The sequence below is a fragment of the Streptomyces sp. NPDC057697 genome, assembly GCF_042799335.1.
Lineage (GTDB): Bacteria > Actinomycetota > Actinomycetes > Streptomycetales > Streptomycetaceae > Streptomyces.
On sequence record NZ_JBHVJA010000004.1, the window covers coordinates 372,713 to 391,480 of the forward strand.

14 protein-coding genes are annotated in these 18,768 nt (G+C 72.7%); 11 read left to right on the forward strand and 3 right to left on the reverse strand.

Features of this window, described 5'->3' with window-relative positions:
* Positions 1–192 precede the first annotated feature (192 nt).
* The 5 genes from ACFVFH_RS14820 to ACFVFH_RS14840 are packed head-to-tail and all read left to right on the forward strand — an operon-like array spanning position 193 to position 7,469.
* Positions 193–696 carry a hypothetical protein gene (locus ACFVFH_RS14820; RefSeq protein ID WP_383767621.1) on the forward strand — a complete coding sequence of 168 codons (504 nt, stop codon included), beginning with the start codon at positions 193–195 and terminating at the stop codon, positions 694–696.
* Positions 666–2,084, forward strand: coding sequence for a hypothetical protein (locus ACFVFH_RS14825; protein ID WP_383767624.1), 1,419 nt, complete (start codon positions 666–668; stop codon positions 2,082–2,084). Before ACFVFH_RS14820 ends, ACFVFH_RS14825 begins: the two co-directional genes overlap by 31 nt.
* On the forward strand, positions 2,081–3,511 hold the full coding sequence (locus tag ACFVFH_RS14830) for a VWA domain-containing protein (protein WP_383767626.1): 1,431 nt from the start codon (positions 2,081–2,083) through the stop codon (positions 3,509–3,511). The genes ACFVFH_RS14825 and ACFVFH_RS14830 overlap by 4 nt, the downstream gene beginning before the upstream one ends.
* A 53-nt stretch (positions 3,512–3,564) precedes the next feature.
* Positions 3,565–4,677 (forward strand): AAA family ATPase, encoded by a 1,113-nt coding sequence (locus tag ACFVFH_RS14835; RefSeq protein ID WP_383767629.1) that lies wholly within the window; start codon positions 3,565–3,567, stop codon positions 4,675–4,677.
* Positions 4,674–7,469 carry a hypothetical protein gene (locus tag ACFVFH_RS14840; RefSeq protein WP_383767632.1) on the forward strand — a complete coding sequence of 932 codons (2,796 nt, stop codon included), beginning with the start codon at positions 4,674–4,676 and terminating at the stop codon, positions 7,467–7,469. Before ACFVFH_RS14835 ends, ACFVFH_RS14840 begins: the two co-directional genes overlap by 4 nt.
* 151 nt (positions 7,470–7,620) lie before the next feature.
* On the opposite strand, the gene ACFVFH_RS14845 is transcribed toward ACFVFH_RS14840, so the two are convergent.
* A complete protein-coding gene (locus tag ACFVFH_RS14845) occupies positions 7,621–8,133 on the reverse strand; it encodes a GNAT family N-acetyltransferase (protein WP_383768030.1) in 513 nt (170 codons plus the stop codon).
* Positions 8,134–8,239: 106 nt separating this feature from the next.
* Here ACFVFH_RS14845 and ACFVFH_RS14850 point away from each other — a divergent pair, with 106 nt between their 5' ends.
* On the forward strand, positions 8,240–8,854 hold the full coding sequence (locus ACFVFH_RS14850; RefSeq protein WP_383767634.1) for a GNAT family N-acetyltransferase: 615 nt from the start codon (positions 8,240–8,242) through the stop codon (positions 8,852–8,854).
* Here ACFVFH_RS14850 and ACFVFH_RS14855 read toward each other — a convergent pair.
* Positions 8,839–9,330: a GNAT family N-acetyltransferase gene (locus tag ACFVFH_RS14855; RefSeq protein ID WP_383767636.1), complete on the reverse strand. Its 492-nt coding sequence runs from the start codon at positions 9,328–9,330 to the stop codon at positions 8,839–8,841. The two genes, ACFVFH_RS14850 and ACFVFH_RS14855, sit on opposite strands and share 16 nt — an antisense overlap.
* Before the next feature lie 26 nt (positions 9,331–9,356).
* Here ACFVFH_RS14855 and ACFVFH_RS14860 point away from each other — a divergent pair, with 26 nt between their 5' ends.
* Positions 9,357–9,899, forward strand: a complete 543-nt coding sequence (locus tag ACFVFH_RS14860) for a CGNR zinc finger domain-containing protein (protein ID WP_383767639.1) — start codon at positions 9,357–9,359, stop codon at positions 9,897–9,899.
* Positions 9,900–10,656: 757 nt separating this feature from the next.
* Positions 10,657–11,433, forward strand: coding sequence for a VOC family protein (locus ACFVFH_RS14865; RefSeq protein ID WP_383767641.1), 777 nt, complete (start codon positions 10,657–10,659; stop codon positions 11,431–11,433).
* 87 nt (positions 11,434–11,520) lie between these two features.
* On the opposite strand, the gene ACFVFH_RS14870 is transcribed toward ACFVFH_RS14865, so the two are convergent.
* On the reverse strand, positions 11,521–12,939 hold the full coding sequence (locus ACFVFH_RS14870) for a Cys-Gln thioester bond-forming surface protein (RefSeq protein WP_383767644.1): 1,419 nt from the start codon (positions 12,937–12,939) through the stop codon (positions 11,521–11,523).
* Positions 12,940–13,414: 475 nt separating this feature from the next.
* Between ACFVFH_RS14870 and ACFVFH_RS14875 the strand changes: the two genes are divergently transcribed.
* The 3 genes from ACFVFH_RS14875 (at position 13,415) to ACFVFH_RS14885 (ending at position 18,588) form a co-directional block, all read left to right on the forward strand.
* Positions 13,415–14,431 (forward strand): lytic polysaccharide monooxygenase, encoded by a 1,017-nt coding sequence (locus ACFVFH_RS14875; protein ID WP_383767646.1) that lies wholly within the window; start codon positions 13,415–13,417, stop codon positions 14,429–14,431.
* Positions 14,432–14,669: 238 nt separating this feature from the next.
* Entirely contained in the window at positions 14,670–16,766 is a 2,097-nt protein-coding gene (locus ACFVFH_RS14880) for a PAS domain-containing protein (protein ID WP_383767649.1), read from the forward strand.
* A 472-nt stretch (positions 16,767–17,238) separates the two neighbouring features.
* Positions 17,239–18,588 (forward strand): ferric reductase-like transmembrane domain-containing protein, encoded by a 1,350-nt coding sequence (locus tag ACFVFH_RS14885; RefSeq protein ID WP_383767652.1) that lies wholly within the window; start codon positions 17,239–17,241, stop codon positions 18,586–18,588.
* Positions 18,589–18,768 lie beyond the last annotated feature (180 nt).

Below are 18,768 nucleotides of genomic sequence, written 5' to 3' on the forward strand. Positions count from 1 at the left end.
GCACGGCGCGGCCGCACCCGCGCGTCGCGCCCCGGAAGCCCGTGCGCACACCGGACCCCGCCCCTTTGTCCGAGGCCCGCCGCGGGGCGGCCGCACCTCCACGACCAGGCGTTGTCAGTGGTCGCGGATAAGTTCGCTCGTGTCCTGCCGTCGTGGCGCGGAAGTCGCCCTGGTGAACATGGGAGTGGTGCGTTGTCAGTCTGGGAGAGGTCGAGCACGGCGCGGGTGACAGCACCCGCACGAGCACGCAAGCTGGCCAAGGTCCCGTTCGTCGAACTGGCCGACGGACGCCTCCAGGGTGTGGTGTCCAGCGGCTCGGACATCGGGCGGGTCTATGTGTCGTCGGTGGCCGTCAGGACCTATGCGTTCGCCTGCAGCACCAACAACAACCGGCCCTGCGGCGGCGCCCGCGGGTCGTTCTGCAATCACATCCGGGCCCTGATCAACGAGGCGGTGCTGCAGTACGGCGCCGAGCGCGTCGCCCGCTATCTCGGAGTCGATACGCCGGACGGGGAGCCGGGCGCGCAGTCCATCACCGCCTTCATGAGCGGCGCGTGTCCGCAGCAGGGGGACGCCAAGGCCGCCGCACCCGTCTTCAGCCGGTTCCTGCGCCACCTCGCCTACCTCGAACTCGCTCCGGTCACCGCTCCCTTGCCGGAGATGCAGTGGTTCCCGCCGACGAGGGCGGTGGCATGATGCGCGCCGACCTGCTCGCGGAGACCATCACCGGGCTCGACGAGGCACTGGCCGCCGTCGACGCCTTCGACCAGATGCTCGTCACCGGACTCCTCCGTCCGCAGCCCGCCCGGACCGCCGGTCCGACCGCACTCGCCCACGCGGTCGCCGGAACGCCGCTCGCCGCCCGGGTCGCCGAGGCGGCCGAGAAGACGGCGGGCGGAGCCGCGGGCGAGGACCATTTCATCGCCCTCGCCGCCGCCCGCACCGCGCTCCTCGGCTCCGCCCACGACGCGCTGATGGCGCGCGTCGAGGAGGCGACCGGCCGGTCCCGCAGCGAGGCGCCCGTACCGCCGCCCGCCGGGCAGCAGCCGGTCAACCTCCTCGCCGCCGCCCGCTCCTGGCTGTCCGACCTGGCCCGCTCCGGATGGCAGGGAATCGACCACGACGTGGTCTCCGGGGCCGCGCCCGTCGTCTCCGCGATGCTCCAGGACCCCGCCCTGCGCCGGCCGGCGGTGCTCCTCGACGGCTTCGCCGCCGAACTGGCCGCCTCCTGCCCCGGTGCGTCCCTGGAGCGGATACCCGCCCGCCGCTGGGCCGACCTGTGGTCACGCGCGCTGCTGCTGACGCTGCCCGGTGCCGCCCACACGCCCGTGACCGGCACGATCACCGGCCGCCTGCTGCCCCTCGGCGTCGACGTCCACGAGCACGCGACCGCCGTACAGGCCCAGGTCCACGCGGTGTTCGAGCCCGCCGACGGCGCCGCGCCCCGACTGGTGCGTGCCGGGGTGGCCGCGCCCAAGCCCGACACGGTCGTCGGAGCGGGCCTCTGGCAACTGCTCCGCCCGCACATGTCGCTGCTGGCGGCCGCGGGGGAGGGCCGCTCCATGGACCTCACGGACATGCCGGTCACCGCCGAGGGCGACCTGGTCTGGAGCGACGAGCACGCGCGCCGCGGAGAGCCCGCCGACGCCTTCACCACCGCCCGTGTCGCCCTGCCCGCCGCCACCGACCCGGCGACCGCACCCCTGGACCGGCACCCCGCGCGCATCGCCGTCCCCGTGTTCCTGGAGGGCTACACCACCCGGAAGGACGACGGCGCGCTGACGTTCACCCTCGCCGGAGCGCCGCTGGCCGTCGACGTCGACCGCGTCCCGACCGCCGGTCCCCTCACCCCCGGGGCCGTCGCGGCGTCCGGCGCGTGCATCGGACTGCTCCGCTGGGACGCCGGGACGTACCGCGTCCAGCCCCTGGCCGTGGAGACGACCGTGCGCAAGAAGGCCGTCGCGATCCACGCCGGGGGCTGGGCCGGGGGCACGACCGACAAGGCCGGTGCCAAGGCGGAGAAGGCGGCCACCGACGCCGTGTCCGCCCTGCGGGAGCGCGCGGGAAGGCTGCTGCGGAAATGACCGAGCCCACGACGGAACGAACAACGGGGAGCCCGGCCCCCGGAACCCCGGAGGCGGACCCCCTGGAGAACCGCCGCCAGGTGATGTACTGGCGCCTCCTCGCCCGGCTCTTCGACCCCGAGGAACAAGCCGCGCTGGAATCCGCGAGCCTCGCCGTCGTCGAGGACATCGGCCTGCCCTCCGCGCTGCTGGACCCACAGGCCTCGGTGGACTCGATCGTGCAGCGCCACCCCGCGCTCGCCGCCGAGTTCGACGGGCTGATGACGCCCGGCCCCGACAGCGACGAGGCACGCGACCGGGCCGCCGAGGTACGACGGGCGGCGCTGGTGTCCAAGGTGCTGCTCAACGTCTTCGCCACCGGCTCGGGAACGGTCACGGCCGCACAGCTGGCGCGCTGGCAGTCCGACGCGGGCTGGCTGGAACGCGCGCTCGGCTGCGGCCCCGGCGAACTGCGCGGCGGCCGGGGCGCGGCACCGGGCGCAGGCGCGACCGGCACCGGCGGTCGCGGAACCACCCCCGACCTCGGCCGGCTGATTCCGGAGATCGGCCCCGAGCTCGGCGCCATCGAGGCCGGACTCGTCAAGCGGATGCGGCTGCGCGAGGTGCTGGCCGATCCCGGGCTCGCCGCACAGCTGACCCCGAGCATGTCGCTGATCGAACAGCTGCTCAGGGACAAGGACAATCTCTCGGGCGTGGCCCTGGCCAATGCCAAGAGCCTGATCCGCCGCTTCGTCGACGAGGTCGCCGAAGTGCTGCGCACCCAGGTCGAGAAGGCCACGGTCGGCGCCCTGGACCGTTCCGTACCGCCGAAGCGGGTGTTCCGGAACCTCGACCTCGACCGCACGATCTGGAAGAACCTCACCAACTGGAGCCCGGAGGAGGAGCGGCTGTACGTGGACCGCCTCTACTACCGGCACACGGTCCGCCGTACGACACCCCAGCGGCTGATCGTCGTCGTGGACCAGTCGGGGTCGATGGTCGACTCGATGGTGAACTGCACGACCCTGGCGTCGATCTTCGCCGGGCTGCCGAAGGTGGATGTCCACCTCGTCGCGTACGACACCCAGGCACTCGACCTCACGCCGTGGGTGCACGACCCCTTCGAGACCCTGCTGCGGACCAATCTCGGCGGCGGCACCGACGGCACGGTGGCCATGGCACTGGCCCAGCCGAAGATCGCCGAACCCCGCAACACCGTCGTGGTGTGGATCTCCGACTTCTACGAATGGCGGGCCGAGCCGCTGTTCGAGAGCATGGTCGCCGTCCACCGTTCGGGAGCCAGGTTCATCCCGGTCGGTTCGGTCACCAGCTCCGGCCGCGGCAGTGTCAACCCGTGGTTCCGCGAACGCTTCAAGGACCTCGGTACGCCGGTGCTCTCCGGCCACATCCGCAAGCTCGTCCACGAGCTCAAGACCTTCCTCACCTAGGGCGCGGATCGAAAGTCCCGTCCGACCACGCCCATACCCAGAAAGGCCCTGCCATGTCCGACCTGTTGCGCGCCCCCGCCGAGATCAAGTACGCCGAGGAACTGGAGTGGCTGGAGTCCGTCGACGACGGCCCCAAGCCCTTCTCCTGGCGGCTCTCCCCGAAGATGGTCCGCCTGTTCATCCTCGGCTCCGAGCGGTCCGACGGCCTGGACCGGGAGATCTCGCAGAAGTGGTACGGCGACCGCAGCTTCGTCGAACGGTCCATCGTCACACTCGCCTCCGACCGCGGCCTGCTGCTCATAGGCGACCCCGGCACAGGCAAGAGCTGGCTGGCCGAACTGCTGTCCGCCGCGATCTGCCGCAACTCCACACTGGTGGTCCAGGGCACCGCCGGCACCACCGAGGACCACATCAAGTACTCCTGGAACGTGTCGATGGTCATCGCCAAGGGCCAGTCGCGGGAGTCGATGATCCCCTCGCCGATCATGACCGCGATGGAGTCCGGCGCCATCGGCCGCTTCGAGGAACTCACCCGGTCCACCAGCGATGTGCAGGACGCCCTGATCTCGATCCTGTCCGAGAAGTACATCTCGGTCCCCGAACTGGACAGCGAAGGCATCGTCTTCGCCAAGCCCGGTTTCTCCGTCATCGCCACCGCGAACAGCCGCGACCGGGGCGTCAACGACCTCTCCTCGGCGCTCAAGCGCCGCTTCAACTTCGTCCGCATCCCGGTGGTGACCAACAAGAAGAGCGAGGTGGAGATCGTCCGCTTCCGCACCGAGGAGCTCCTGCGTCGGCACCGGATCGAACTGGAAGTACCGCCGACGCTCCTCGACGTACTGCTGCAGAGCTTCGCCGACCTGCGCGCCTCGGCGGCCGCGGCCGGCAGCGACGACGAGAAGCTGGAGTCCGCGCTGTCCACCGCCGAGCAGATCGGCGTGCTGGAGGACGCGGTGCTGCACAGCAACTTCTTCGGCGAACGCGCCCTGACCGCCCGGACACTGGCCTCCTCGCTCGTCGGGTCGCTCGCCCGGCGCGAACCCGAGGACCTGGCCATCCTCAACAAGTACCTGCACGGCGTGGTCGAGCCGCGCAGCAAGGAAGAGGGCGGATCCTGGCCGGAGTTCCTGGAGGGCGGCCGCGACGCGATCGCCACCCTGTCATGAGCGGCACCCACGAAGGCACCTTCCAAGGGCTGCGGGCCCAGTTGCAGGAGGCCGCCGCGACCTTCGCCGACGGACCGGACGCCCTGGAGGGCATCCTCCTCGGCATCGTCGACGACGTCGACCGCGCGGTCCGCGAACCGCTGGAGATCTTCCCCGTCTGCCACCACTCGCCCGCCTCCGCGATCGCGATGGCCCGCCGTCTGAGGGAGAAGCGGCCCAAGGTCGTGTACCTGGAGCTGTGCGAGGACATGGCGCCGCTCCTGACCGAACTGCGCAACTGCAAGCTCCCGGTGGCCGTCCAGTCCTTCGCCACCGAGGTCGACGGCTTTCCGGCCGAGTGGTCCCCGCTGTCGGTGGTCGCGCCGATCACCGAGGCGTCCGCCGAGTACCAGGCGATCGCCTACGCGCTGGACACACCGGGCGTCGAGCTGGTCCTCGTCGACCGCTCCTCGGACCACGTCTTCCAGTGGGACGCGCGCGGCGCGGAACCCGCCGAGCCCGCCGATCCGTCGGCGCCCGCGCCCGAGGAGGAGGCCGCGCTGCACGGCGACGCGGTCGGCGTGGACATCGGCGACCTGCGACCGCGCTTCGCCGAACTGGAGGAGTACCTGCTGCGCCACGGGAAGGTGCGGCACTGGTCGGAATGGTGGCACCAGTACGTCGAGCTGCCGCTCGGCGACAGCGACCACGACACCTACCGCCAGGTCATGCTGCTGATCGGAAGCCTCTTCCGGCGGCTCGCCCCCGGCGACCCCCACCGGGTCCGCGTGGACGAGGACCGTGAACGCCACATGTGGACCAGGATGCGCGCACACCTGGCCGCGGCCGACGCCGATCCCGCCGACTGTCTCTATGTCTGCGGCGCCTTCCACGCGGCCAGCCGCGTCGCGGAGTTCGGTGTCCACGGCACGGACACCTTCGAGATCAGCCCTACCACGGCCACCACGTGGCAGCACGGCCTGATTCCGTCCAGCCACGCCGCGATCGAGGCGCAGTTCGGCCTCGCCGCGGGCTCCGTGTCGATCGCCGCCACGGTCTGGGCGAAGAACCTCGGACGCACCCGCGTGGAGCCGTTCCGTCTGGTGGGACAGGCGGGCGCGAAGAAGTCGAGGGCCAGGAAGGCCACGGCCGTGCCGGAGCCCGTACCGGCTCTCCCACCCTCGGACAAACTGACCGGTTTCCTGGGGCGGCCCCCCGCCCTGGACCGGTTGGACGAGGCCGAACTGCTGGGCTGGTCGGTGGAGATCGTGCGCGCCGCCCGCCGCAACGGCTACCTCGCCTCCACCGCCGATGCCATCGCCGTGTTCGAGACATCGATCCTGCTGGCAGGGATGCGCGACCGGACCAGGCCCACGCCGTACGACTTCCAGGACGCGGCCGTCACCTGCATCGAGAAGGACACCGTGCCCGGCCGGCGCGATGTGCGGCGCCTCGTGGAGATCATGATGGGCGGCGACCGGGTCGGCCAGGTCGGCTACGACGCGCTGCCCCCGCTCGCCCGCGACGTGCACGACCGCCTCGCGCCGCTGGGCCTGAAGCTCCAGCAGTCCGGGGTGCGGCGGGCATTGCTGGACATCGCCTCCCAGCCCGAACTGGAGCGGTGCTCCGATGTGTTGTGGATGCTGCGCTATCTGATGCCGCAGGGGGCCGCCCGCCCGATCATGGGCGAACGGAAGCTGGGGGAGCGGCCGATCCAGGAGTCGTGGGACCTCGCGCTCGGCACGTACCAGCGTGCGCTGATCGAGCTCGGCTACGAGGGCGTCAGCATCGAGCAGGTCCTTGAGCAGCGTCTCCGCCGTCTGGCCTACGACCGGCGGGCCACCACGGCGACCGTCCTGGAGGCGGTCGAGGACGCCACGCTGTACCTGCGCAGCCGCCGCCTCGCCGACGAGCTGGGGACCCACGCCCTGGAGGTGCTGTCGGCCGAACGCAGCGTGGACGGCGCCCCGGAGGTACTGCGCCGTGTACGGAGGCTGCTGGCGCACTACCGCACCAGTGAGGCGGTGCTGCCGCCCTGGATCGAGTCCTTCGTCAAGACCGGATACGCCCACTACTGCACCCTGCTGCCGACGGCCTTCACCGACGACGACGCCACCGTCCGCCAGGTGGCGGCCATGCTGGGCTTCCTGTTCAGCATGGAGGGCCTCGCGCTGTCACTGGGGTGCGACCGGACCCAACTGGAGCTGGCGGTGGTCCAGTCGCATCCGGAGGAGCCGTCGAGGACGGCGCTGCTGTGGGCGGCCCAGGTGCACCTCGGGCGTCTCTCCCGCGCGGAACTCCGGGCCAGGTGCGACGAGCTGCTCGCCAACCCCCTGGTGGTGCCCGCCTATCCGCGCTACCTCAGCGGCTTCGTGCACGCGCTGGATCCCGTCCCCGGACTCACCGACTTCGTGGTGGAGGCCGTGTCGAACGCCTTCGGCCGACTGCCCGACCCGGTGCTCCTCCCCTGGCTGCCGACCCTGATCACCACACTGCGATCGGGCGGTTCGGAGCCGGCTCCGCTGCTGATCCGGGAGGCAGGACGGACCTTCCCCGGCCGGCTCGCGGCACTGGACACCTGGGTGCCGCCGTGGCGGGCCCAGCCCGAAGCCGTACCCCAGGCGCGTTCCGCGGAGGACGTTCGAGGCTGCGCCCTGCTTGCCGCGCATCCCGCGACGTGCGACGCGGTGGCGAGCCTGCTGGGCTGCGAGGGGACGTGGGAGACGGCGGATCCCGGCCCGGTGGGCGTGGCGCTCGCCGGTCGCCACCCCGATACGGCGGTCGCGCTGGAGGCGCTGCTGGCCGACGCGTGACCCGGGCCGTGGCCCTCGCGAGGGCCACGGCCCGGGTCACACCGTCCGGGCGTCCACAGGGCCGCGCCCGGACGGTGTGACCACGGTGCCGGGACGGACATACGGCCGGTCCGCGGTGTCCGCCCCGCCGGGCGGCGACGCGCTCACGGGGTCACCGGGGCCGCACCACGAACCGGTGGACCGTGGAATCGCGGACCTGGAAACCCAGACGCTCGTACAGCCGGTTCGCCGCCCGACGGGACGGCCGCGACGTGAGGTCGACCGTCCGGACCCCGGCCGCCCCGGCCAGGCGCAGCGCCTCCTCCGTCAGCGCCGCACCCACACCGTGGCCCCGGGCCGCCTCGTCGACCACGACGTCCTCGATGCGGCCCCGGGCGCCCGAGAGCAGCGGGAACACGATCAGCGTCAGCATGCCGACCACGCGGCCCTCGACCCTGGCCACCAGCAGGGTGGTGGCGTCACCGCGCAACAGCCGGGCCACCGACTCCCGGTCGGGCGTACGCGCCGTCCTCGAAAGCTGGGGCAGAAGGCCGGAGACCGCTTCGATCACTTCGTCGGTCGCCTCGCGGACGACCTCCACCTCGACACTCATGGGCGCGACCCTACCCCCGGACCGCGTCCGCGAGGCCGTGCCGACAAGCCCCGCGCATGCGCCGGCCGACAGTCCGCACGGGGCGGCGGATCCCTCACGAAGCGCCTGTTCAGGGGCTGTTCACACGGTCATCGGGCGTCCCTGGACGCGGTGTCGCGCCGCGTGGTTCGATGCCTGGATGACATCGTTCTGGAAGGGACAGCGGATACGCCTGCGCGGGATCGAACCCGACGACTGGGCCGCGTTCATGCGGTTCGCCGAGGACGAGGAGGGGCTGGGCGACCTGCTGAATCCGCCCCGCTCCGCGGCGGGACACCGTGCCTGGGCACAGGAACAGGCCACTGCGGGCCCCGACGGGGACCGCTGCAGGCTGGTGATCGAAGCCGCGGACACGGGGGAGGCCGTCGGGGCGGTGGGCGTGTCCCACGCGGATCCCCGGTCGGGCTGGTTCGAGTACGGCATCACGATCGGGGCCGACCACCGGCGCAACGGCTACGCGTCGGAGGCCGTACTGCTGTTGCTGCGCTTCATGTTCGCCGAGCGGCGGTTCCACAGGTGCCAGGCTCGGATCCTCGCGTACAACGAGGCGTCGCTGACGCTTCACCGGCGACTGGGCTTCGTCGAGGAGGGCCGCCTCCGGGACCACGCGTACGTCGCCGGACGCCACCAGGACCTCGTGATGGTGGGCATGCTCGCCGACGAGTTCGCCCGGCTGCACCCGCCGGGCGAGCCCCGGGACCACCCCGGCACGCCGCGTCGGCACCCGGAGGAGCCGGGTCACGGGCGCCAGTAGAGCGACGGATCGGGGTGGTCGGTGAAGCCGAGCCTGCGGTAGAGCGGTTCGCCCCCGGAGGACGCGTAGAGATCGACCCGGGCCACGCCGCTGGACCGGAACCAGTCGAGCAGTTCCCGCATGATCGAGTGGCTGTGACCACGCCGACGGTACGCCGGGTCGGTGACCACCCCGATCACCTGCCCGATCCGGCCATTGCGCAGATGGGGGCCGGGCAGCCGCTGTTCGATCGTGCCGACGCCGCAGGCGGCGAGGCCGCGTTCGCCGTCCACGACCAGGATGCGTACGGTCTCCGCGTCCACCTGGGCCTTCAGCACCACGGCCAGTTCGTCCAGCCAGCCGCCGTCCCCCGAGGCGGGATCGAAGAAGTCGCCGCCGAGGTTCTCGAACAGCATCGCCCGCAGACGGACGAGTTCCGCGATGTCGTCCGCCACCGCCCGCCGAGGACCGGCGTCGTTTCCCATGGGTGATCTCATGCCGATCAGACTGATGTAATGCCCTTGTGCATCTCAACCCTTACTGCGAGGACGTCGTCAACCTGGCCGCGGATCTGGCCAACCGGCGCCCGGCGAGCGCCGAGGAACTCGCGGACCGGTGCCGCGCCGCGGGCCTGGTGCTGGATCTCCCGGTCACGCCGCAGGACCTCGACCGCACCCAGGACCTCCTGGACGCGTGGGAGATGGCCGTCGACGCCGACGACGAGCACGAGCGCGCCGAGCTGCTCAACCGGATGCTGGCGGCCGCCGCCGCGTATCCGAGGCTGACCGACCACGCGGGAGACGGCTGGCACCTGCACTACCGCGACGACGACCGCCCCCTCGGCCCCCTGCTGTCCGCGCTGATCTCCGTCGGCACCGCACTGCATCTGACGGGACGGGGCATGCACCGGCTGCGGAGATGCGCCGTGAGCGAGTGCACCACGATCTTCGCCGACACCTCCCGGACCGGGCGGCGGCGCTACTGCTCCCCGCGGTGTGCCAACCGTGACGCGGTACGCCGGCACCGGGCCCGGGGCGCGGCACCGGGGCGGACGAGCCCGGCGTGATCCGGACGAGGGGCCTGGCCGCGCCGTGACCTTCCGGGGCGCGCCGAGATCCGGTGGTCCGGCTGGGCACGGCCTTCGAACGGGAACGCCCGGACGCGCGAGGCGCGGTGGGCGGGGCGCAGGCCCGGCTGTTCGGCCTGCCCGAAGACTTCTCCCACGCCGAGGGCCGACTGCCCGATCACCGCCCGCGCACCCCCGCGCGCTGATCGCGACGGCCCTGGCCGCAGGCGTCGCACGGCCTTTCGTCGCAGGTGGAGGGCGCTTCGGACGGTCCCGGCGCGGGATCGGGCGCGGAAGGCTCCGTGCTGAGGTGCGGGGGAGCGGCCCGGGGTACACCGTGGGATGACGAACTCGGCCCTGCCCACGGCACAGCCCCGTCACCGGTGAGCGCGCACCGTGCGACAGCCGGTCACGGGGACCGGACGGGAGCGGGGACGAGAGCGCGGGTGCGGCCCGTTCCCACCCCGATGTGCTGCTCTTCAGGGAACGGGCCGGCTCCGACGAACCGGAGGTGACAGAGGGCCGCGGGCCGGGTGGGCCCGTCCGCGCCGTGGAACAGAGCCGTGGAGCAGAGCCTGGAACACCGGGCCCGAACCGGTGGCCACGGGCAAGGGGTGGCATCGCCATGCGCGGCCGACCACCGCGACCCGGAGGAATCGTTCGTACGGATCGAGGGGCGGTACCGGGCCGTCCCCGGGCGGCGGGAGACCCGGAGGTGCAGCCGTCCGTGGCGGCGGGAGACCCGAAGGAGCATCTGATGGCGGCCCTCGGAAGGATCAGGCCCGTGGACGGAGCTCCCTGCTGGGTCAGTCTGCTGGTCCGCGATCTGCGCGCGGCCCAGGGCTTCTACCGCGACGTAATGGGCTGGGAATTCGTCGCCGGCACCCTCGGCGGCACCTTCTCCGTCGCCATGGCGCACGGCCACCCCGTCGCCGGGATCGGAAGCTGCTCTCCCGCCCCCGGCCTTCCCGCCGTGTGGACCCCGTACTTCGCGGTGGACGACGCGGACGAGACCGCGGACCGGATCAGGGAGCGCGGCGCCACGCTCGCCGTCGGCCCCGTGAAAGTGGGCGAGGGCCGGGCGGCGATCGCCGCCGACCGCGACGGGGCCGTCTTCGGCTTCTGGGAAGGCACCGCCCCGGCCTGGTCGGTGGGACGGGGCAGCGCCCCCGCACGGCTGGACCTGCAGACCCGGCACGCCTTCGAGGCCGCCATCTTCTACGCCGAGGTCTTCGGCTGGGCCGAACAGCCCGGCGGCTGCACCGTCGACTACGCGCAGGACCACGTCCGCGTCGCACTGGAGGGGCGTACGGTCGCCACACTGCGCGGAGGAGGCGTCGAGACCGCCGCGGACCCCAGGATCCGGCCCCGGTGGATCGTCGACTTCCGCGTCGAGGACAGCGCACGGGCCGCGGCCACCGCCGTCGACGACGGCGGCGAGTCGTCATGGGTGCCCGTGTGCGACGGCCCCCCGAAGGACGCCTACATCGTCCGTGACCCTGACGGCGCGCTCTTCACCGTGTCCGGACCATGATCCCGGCCAACACGTGGCGCCGGCGGCCATGGGAACGGCCCCGGAGCAGCGAGGTGCTCCGGGGCCGGACGTCGGGGTGCGGGTGGCTCACCCCCGGGCGGTCCTCTTCCGGCGGAGGAGGAACACCGCGCCCCCGCCGAGCACGACGAGTGCGGCGGCGACGGCGGCGATCACCGGGGTGGCGCTGGAGCCGCCGGTCTCGGCGAGGTCCCCGCCCGTGGTGGAACCGGCCGAACCGGCGGCGTCCACGGCAGGGCCCTCGGTCGTCGCGGGGGACGGCTCGGCGGACGGTGCCTGTGTCGGCTTGGTGCCGGGGGCGGCCGTCTTGCAGTCGAGGACTCCGTGGAAGGTCTTCTCGAAGCCGTTCGGACCGGTGACGGTGAAGTCGTACGCCGCGTCCTCCGCGACGGGCACCGTCACGGTCCTGGTCTCACCGGGGGCGACGGTGTGCTTCACACCCTTGAGGTCGAATGTCCAGGCTTCGTCACCCTCGTTGGAGGCCGTGACGTCCACCCCGCCCTTTGCGCAGTTGTGGGCGGTGGTGACGGCGGGCACGGCGCCCTTCCCGGCCCAGGAGGCGGACGCCTTGGCCGAGACGGCGGAGGGGGTGGAACCGGCGAGGATCAGCGTCTGGCTGGGGCCGTCGGTGCTGACGAAGGCACGGCCGAGCGGAACGCCCGTGGTGGCGCGGGCGGTCAGTTCCGCCGAGCCGTCCGGGGTCCCGGCGGGGACGTCCACGAAGACCTGGTCGCCGTTCTTGGCGTCCTTGAGGGGTGCGCCGTCCTTGTCCACGATCCGGGCGCCGGCCGGGGCGCCCGGGGCGAGCGACAGGGCGGCGGTCGGCGCGTCGGTGCCGACCGTGACCGGACCGAGCCGGCCGCCGGACCTGCCCGCGACGGACGACGGGGTGAGGGTGAGGGACGCCTTCGGCTCCTGGAGGCTCTCCGCCCCGCCCAGGAGGTATTCGGTCAGCAGCTTGGCATCGGGATCGGCCGGTGTGGCCGTGACCTTGTCCGAGAAGTGCCAGATCGCCGCCTGGGTCGCCGCGGCGGCGTCATTCCGGTCGAGCCCCTTGGCACCGGCCTTCCCGGCCAGATCCGCCACCGCGACCTTCGGGTAGGAGTGCTCCAGGACCCAGAGGATCTTCCCGGCGTCCGCGTTGTCATGGAGGGAGGACTGGTCCCAGCCGACTTCCTTGTAGTGGTAGTCCTGTCTGGCCCCGGTCCGCAGGTCGATGCAGTACGTCGCGAGCTTGCCGCCCTGCGCGGTCCGCATCTCGAACAGGCCCGCCGTCTCGACGGACCAGCGGCTCCCGTCCTTCTCCTCGATGGTCACCCGGCCGTATTCGGTCACACCGCCGAGCTGCGCGGTGGCGCCTCCCGCGCTGTGATCGCCTTCGTCGGCCGCCGCGGGACCCGCGAAGGCCATCGCCCCCGCTGCGACGAGTCCCGGCGCCAGGGACACGACGGCCAGGCGGGCGAGGCCACGCCTGAAGAAAGAAAGCATTGAATTCCCCTCGAAAGCAGGCCGCTCCGCGTTGTCGGTCGATATACGCGGGGGAAAGTGCCTGCGGCAGATGTACGGACTCGTGCGGGAGCTGACGCGCCGTCCGAGTACACGGGGATCCTAGGTACGGAAATCACGCGGATTCCCGTCCATATGACTCCGATAAGGCTAGCGAGTCGCAATCGTTACCGGTCGTGCCCAACAGCGCGACGGGCGTGGTCGGAAGAGGCGGGAAAGGGGGGTGCGCAGGCCGTGTTCGCCGTCCCGGTCCAGAACATTTCGGTCCTTGGTGATCACAACCTGAGGTACTCCTTAAGGCATCCATAAGAATGGCCCTTCGGCGTTCTCACCGCCGGGTCGGCGGGTTGTCCGGGGTTAGGTTGCTGATCGCCGGGCCACGGAGACGGCGTGCCGAACACGGCTGCCCCGTAGGCCCGTTCCCCCCGGACATCATCGTTGGTGAGGAGCTCTATCCATGACCGTTCGCCGCAAGGCCGCCGTGTGTACCGCCGCGGGTGCCGCATCGCTTGTCATCGCTGTTTCGTCGACTGCCCCGGCGTCGGCCCACGGGTCGATGACGGATCCGGTCAGCCGCGTGGCCGCCTGTTACGCGGAGGGCGTGGAGTCGCCGCAGTCCGCGGCGTGCAAGGCCGCCGTCGCGGCCAGCGGCAAGCAGGCCTTCTACGACTGGAACGCGGTCAACATCGCGAACGCGGCCGGGAAGTCGAAGCAGATCATTCCCGACGGCAAGCTGTGCAGCGCCAACAACGAGAAGTACCGCGGACTCGACCTGCCGCGGGCCGACTGGCCGTCCACGAAGATGACCGCCGGCAGCCACACCTTCCGCTACAAGGGCACCGCCCCGCACAAGGGTTCCTTCGAGCTGTACGTCACGAAGGACTCGTACGACCCGACGCGGCCGCTCAAGTGGTCGGACCTGGAGGCGAAGCCCTTCGTGACGGTCGCCGACCCCCCGATGGACAACGGCGACTACGTGTTCAAGGGGCAGGTGCCCACGCGGTCCGGGCGCCACCTCATCTACTCGATCTGGCAGCGCTCCGACTCGCCCGAAGCGTTCTACACCTGCTCGGACGTCGTCTTCGGCAAGGACACCGGGGGCGGCGGTGGCGGCAAGGGCGGCAAGAGCAGCGGATCCGGTGCTCCGGCACCCGCCGCGTCCGCCCCCACCGACCAGAAGATCGCGGAGGGCGCCGGGAAGTCCTCCGTGCAGCACCAGGGCCACGGCACCGCCGCCGCCCCGTCGGGCGCCTCCGCCGTCCCGCCGGCGTCCGGCAGCGGCTCCACCACGGGCACCGCCGGCGAACCCGAGGTCAAGGGCGTTGCCGAGCAGTCCGAGGGCACCACGCTCGCCGAGACCGGAGGCAACAGCACCACCCCCTACATCGCGATGGCCGGAGCCGGAGTCCTGGCCGTCGGCGCGACGGCCCTGTTCGCCCTCGGCCGGCGCCGCTCGGCGGCAGGCGGCCGCTGACGTCCCCCGCCCCGGTGGACCCGCCGGGGCACACCACGGGGCAGCGCGGCGGGCCGAACGGCCCGACGCCGCGCGCTCGTACGGGTGTGCCGTCGCCGCCCATGCCGCGACAGCGCACCCGCACGGGCGGGCCCGCACCCAACAGCACTCACCCGCCCGTGCCCCGGCCTGGCAGGAAGCCACCGGTCCCGGTGGTGCCGGCAGGCAGGACGTGATGGTTCAGGAAGGAAGCGCCGTCGTGAACAACAGCCCATCCCGAGGTACCGGCGGCCTCACGGCCCCGTGTGACGCCCTCCCCGACGGCCTCGTGCTCGTGAACGGCAACGGCACCGTCGTCGACGCCAACACCACGGCCCTCGCCATGTTCGAGAGGCCCGGCACCGCGCTCGTGGGCCGCGGGCTGTTCGACCTGCTGCCCGGCTTCGACCCCCGTCTCCTGCCGGGCTCGATCCCCCGGCCCGACGGCGGCGCCGGACCGGACCGCACGGCACCGGAGCGCATGACCGTCCGGCGCGCGGACGGGAGCGAGTTCGCCGCCGAGGTCACCGGCGTCCACCTGGACGAGCGGTGCGAGGTCTACGCCCCGACCGCGGGCCCCAGCGGTGACGGACTGCTCATGCTCGTGCTCCGGGACCTCGCGGGCACCCTCGACGCCGAGGGCGAACTGGCCCGCTCGCAGAAGCAGTTGGAGATGGTCCTGCGCGCCGCGTCCGAAGGCGTCATCGGTACGGACACCGCCGGACGGGTCGTGCTGGTCAACCCCGCCGCGGCACAGATCCTCGGCTACCGGGCCGGCGAGCTCGGCGGCCGGCAGCTCCACTCGCTGATCCTGCACTCACGGGCGGACGGCGAGCCCCGACCGTACGAGGAGTCGCCGCTCGCGGACACCCTCGCCTCGGGCCGCAAGCACCGCGTCCGCGGGCAGGTCCTGTGGGCGCGGGACGGCACACGCATTCCCGTCGACATCACGACCGCACCCGTACGCGACGGGGCCCAACTCGTCGGGGCGGTCATGACGTTCACCGACCGGCGCCCGTACGAGGAGCTGGAGCGCGGACACGAGGCCGAGCTCGCCGACCAGGTCGCCCGCCACGACGCCGAACTGGACCGGCACAAGGAGCGGTACGCGGCCCTGGCAGCCCGGCACGCCCAGCTGACGGCCGTCCTCGACGGCGTCCTGCACGGCACCCTGGAGGAGCTGCGCACCCAACTCGTCGCCCTGGCGGCCGACGACGGCGTCCAGCTGTGGCCGGAGGCCAACTGGCTCCTGCACCGTCTGGCCGCCGGATACGCCAGGACGGCCGCCCTCGTCGACAATGTGCTCGGCTACCAACGGCTCGACGCGGGCACGGACGGTCTGGACAGGAACGCCGTGCTGCTCGACCGGGTCGTGGACGACGGCATCGACGGGGCCGTCGAGCTGATCGGCCCCGCGCGCCTCCGGTTCTCCGTGGACACCCCGCCGGTCGACGCGGAGGTCGACGCGGAACGGCTCGCGACCGCGCTCGCCCACCTCGTCGCGGATGTCGCGGGCGTCGGCCCGGCCGGCGGAACGGGTGCGCTGTGCGGTGCGGGGGAGGGGAGCGCCGACCCGACGATCACGGTCGCGGTCGCGCGACGGGGCGACCTCGCCCGGATCGAGGTGCGGGGACCCCACGCGGGCGGCGATCCCGTGCACCAGCCCCTCGTGCGGGGCATCGTCGGCGCGCACGGCGGGGTGGTGAGCACGCGCGAGGTGCCGGAGACGGGCGGCAGCGCGTATGTCCTCGACATACCGCTCGTGGCGGGCCGGGACACCGGCGGCGCGTCGGAGCCCGACCGGCGCACCTTCGGCGGCGCACTCCCGGGCGCTGCGGCAGTTCCTTCGCGCAACGGCTCCGGAGCGACCGGACGCCGCCGGGGACGCCCCGCCGAAGGGGTCGTGGTGACCGCCGCCGAGGGCACACGCAGGCATGCCGCCCCCGGGGAAGCGGTGCGGCCGCAACGGATGCCCGACGACGCGCCGTCTCCCGCGTGGACGGACGACCCCGGGCCCTCGGCACCGCGACCGGCCACGGCCGGACGGCACGCGCTGGTGACCGACCAGGAGTGGGACGACGCGGCCGAGGCCGTGCCCTGGTCCCGGTTCGGGCTGACACCGGCCGACGTCGAGGGCGCCCCCGGGCCGGTTCCCGCCCCCGTGCACTGGCCCGAACCCGGGGCCGTGGCCCTGCCGTTGCACGACGGGGCCGGAATCCGGGCGGCCCTGCCCGGACCCTACGGCGACCGCGCGGTTCCCGAGCCGCGCGCGCTCTCCGCGCGGCAGGTGACGGTCGCGAACGGTGCCGAGAGATGAGGCCGCCGCTTTCCTGTCCGGCCCGGCGCATTCCCGGAAGGTACGGCGAATTCCCGGCGGGTGCAGGGCGTGGGTGAGATTCCCTGCCGCCGACTTCCTCCATTCCATTGCCGGACCGCCGGTCACTGATGCACAAGGAGATGGTGCGTCGATGCTTAGTCGACCCGGAAGCGGAACTCAAGAGAACCTTAAGGATGCCCGGGGAAGCCTTCGACGGCATTTTCACCGGAACCGAGCCGCTACGTTCATTTCTGTGGAAACTCGGGATCCTCGTCAATCCGGTACGACACTCTCCGCCGCGCGGCCGACGGCTGCTCCGGCCGGCCGGCGCCGCACCTCACGCACCGCACCCTCGTCCCCCGGGCCGGTTCCGGGCCGACGGCACGCCGCGGGCCGGACCGCACCTGCGGCACGCATACGGACGAGGCACCGGGAGAAGCCCGAACGGTCGCTTCGCGCCCTGCCGGCACGGGTGGTGGAAGGGGCCCTCACCGCCCGCGACCGGCTGTCGGCTCCCGCGCGGATCTCTCCGGCATCCCTGCGGGGCGGGCTGATCGCGGGCGCCGTCTGGGTCCTGGCCCTGTGGGCCGTCGGTATGCGGCCGACGGCCCGGCTCGACGAGCTGTTCACGACGTTCGCGCATCTCACCGGCCTGCTCGCCGGGTACGGCGCCCTCGGCATGTTCTTCCTGATGGCGCGGGTCCCCGCCGTCGAGCACGGTGTCGGTGCCGACCGGCTCGCCCGGTGGCATTCCTGGGGCGGGCGTTGGGTGCTGTTGTTGTGTCTGGGACACGCGCTGCTCGCCCTGTGCGGATCCGCCGCACGCGACGGGCACGACCTGCTGACCTCGGCGGTGCGGATGCTCGGCCGGACACCACTCGCGGTCGCCGCGCTCGGCCTGGTGCTGCTCTGCGCGGCCGGTGCCGTGTCGGCCCGTGCGATACGCGGCCGGATCCCGCACGAGACCTGGCGGGCGGTGCATCTGCTCACCTACCTGGGCGCCGCACTCGGCGTCGCGCACCAGCTGACCGGGCCGGACCTCGCCGCCAACTCCTGCGCCCTGTGGCTGTGGCTGCTGCTGCACACCGCGGTCGTCGTGCTGCTCGTCCGGTACCGCCTCGTCGTCCCCGTGCGACAGGCGCTGAGACACAACCTGCGGGTGGTGGAGGTCAAGGCCGAGGGGCCCGATGTGTTCTCCGTCGTGATGCGGGGCGACGGGCTCGACGAACTCGCCGCGGAGGCAGGGCAGTTCTTCCGGTGGCGGTTCCTCCAGCGCCGGGTCTGGCACTCGGCGCTTCCCTTCTCGCTCTCCGCACCCGTACGGGACGACAAGCTCAGGATCACGGTGAAGGCGGTCGGGAACCACACCCGGCGGATCCGACGACTCAGACCGGGCACACGGGTGCTGGCCACCGGGCCCTTCGGCGCCATGACCGCCCACCGCCGCAAGCGGCGCAAGGTGCTGCTGCTCGCGGGCGGCGTGGGGATCACGCCGATGCGGGCCCTCTTCGAGACGCTGCCGGGCGGTCCCGGTGACATCACCCTGCTCTACCGGGCGGGCAGCGAGGACCAGTTGGTGCTGCGGGAGGAGCTGGAGGCCATCGCCGCGGACCGCCGCGCGGGGCTCCACTACCTGCTCGGCCCGTCCGACGCCTCCTTCAACCCGCTCGCCCCGCAGACACTGCGCGGTCTGGTCCCCGACCTCGCCCGGCGCGACGTCTATCTCTGCGGGCCGCACGGCATGACCGTCGCGGCGGTCGCCGCGCTCGTCCAGGCCGGAGTGCCGCAGAAGCGCATCCACACCGAGAGCTTCGCCCTCTGAACACGGCGTCGCGCCCGCTGCCGGACGGTGCGGGCGCGCGGCCCGCCGGGGAAAGCCACTCCCGTGCCCGCCGCCGACTCACCGCGCGGACGCGGGAGGCGACGCGCGGAACCCCGCGCCCCCTTGTCGCCCCCGCACACCGGATGCCCCGAACCCTCACAGCATCCGTACATCCCCCCG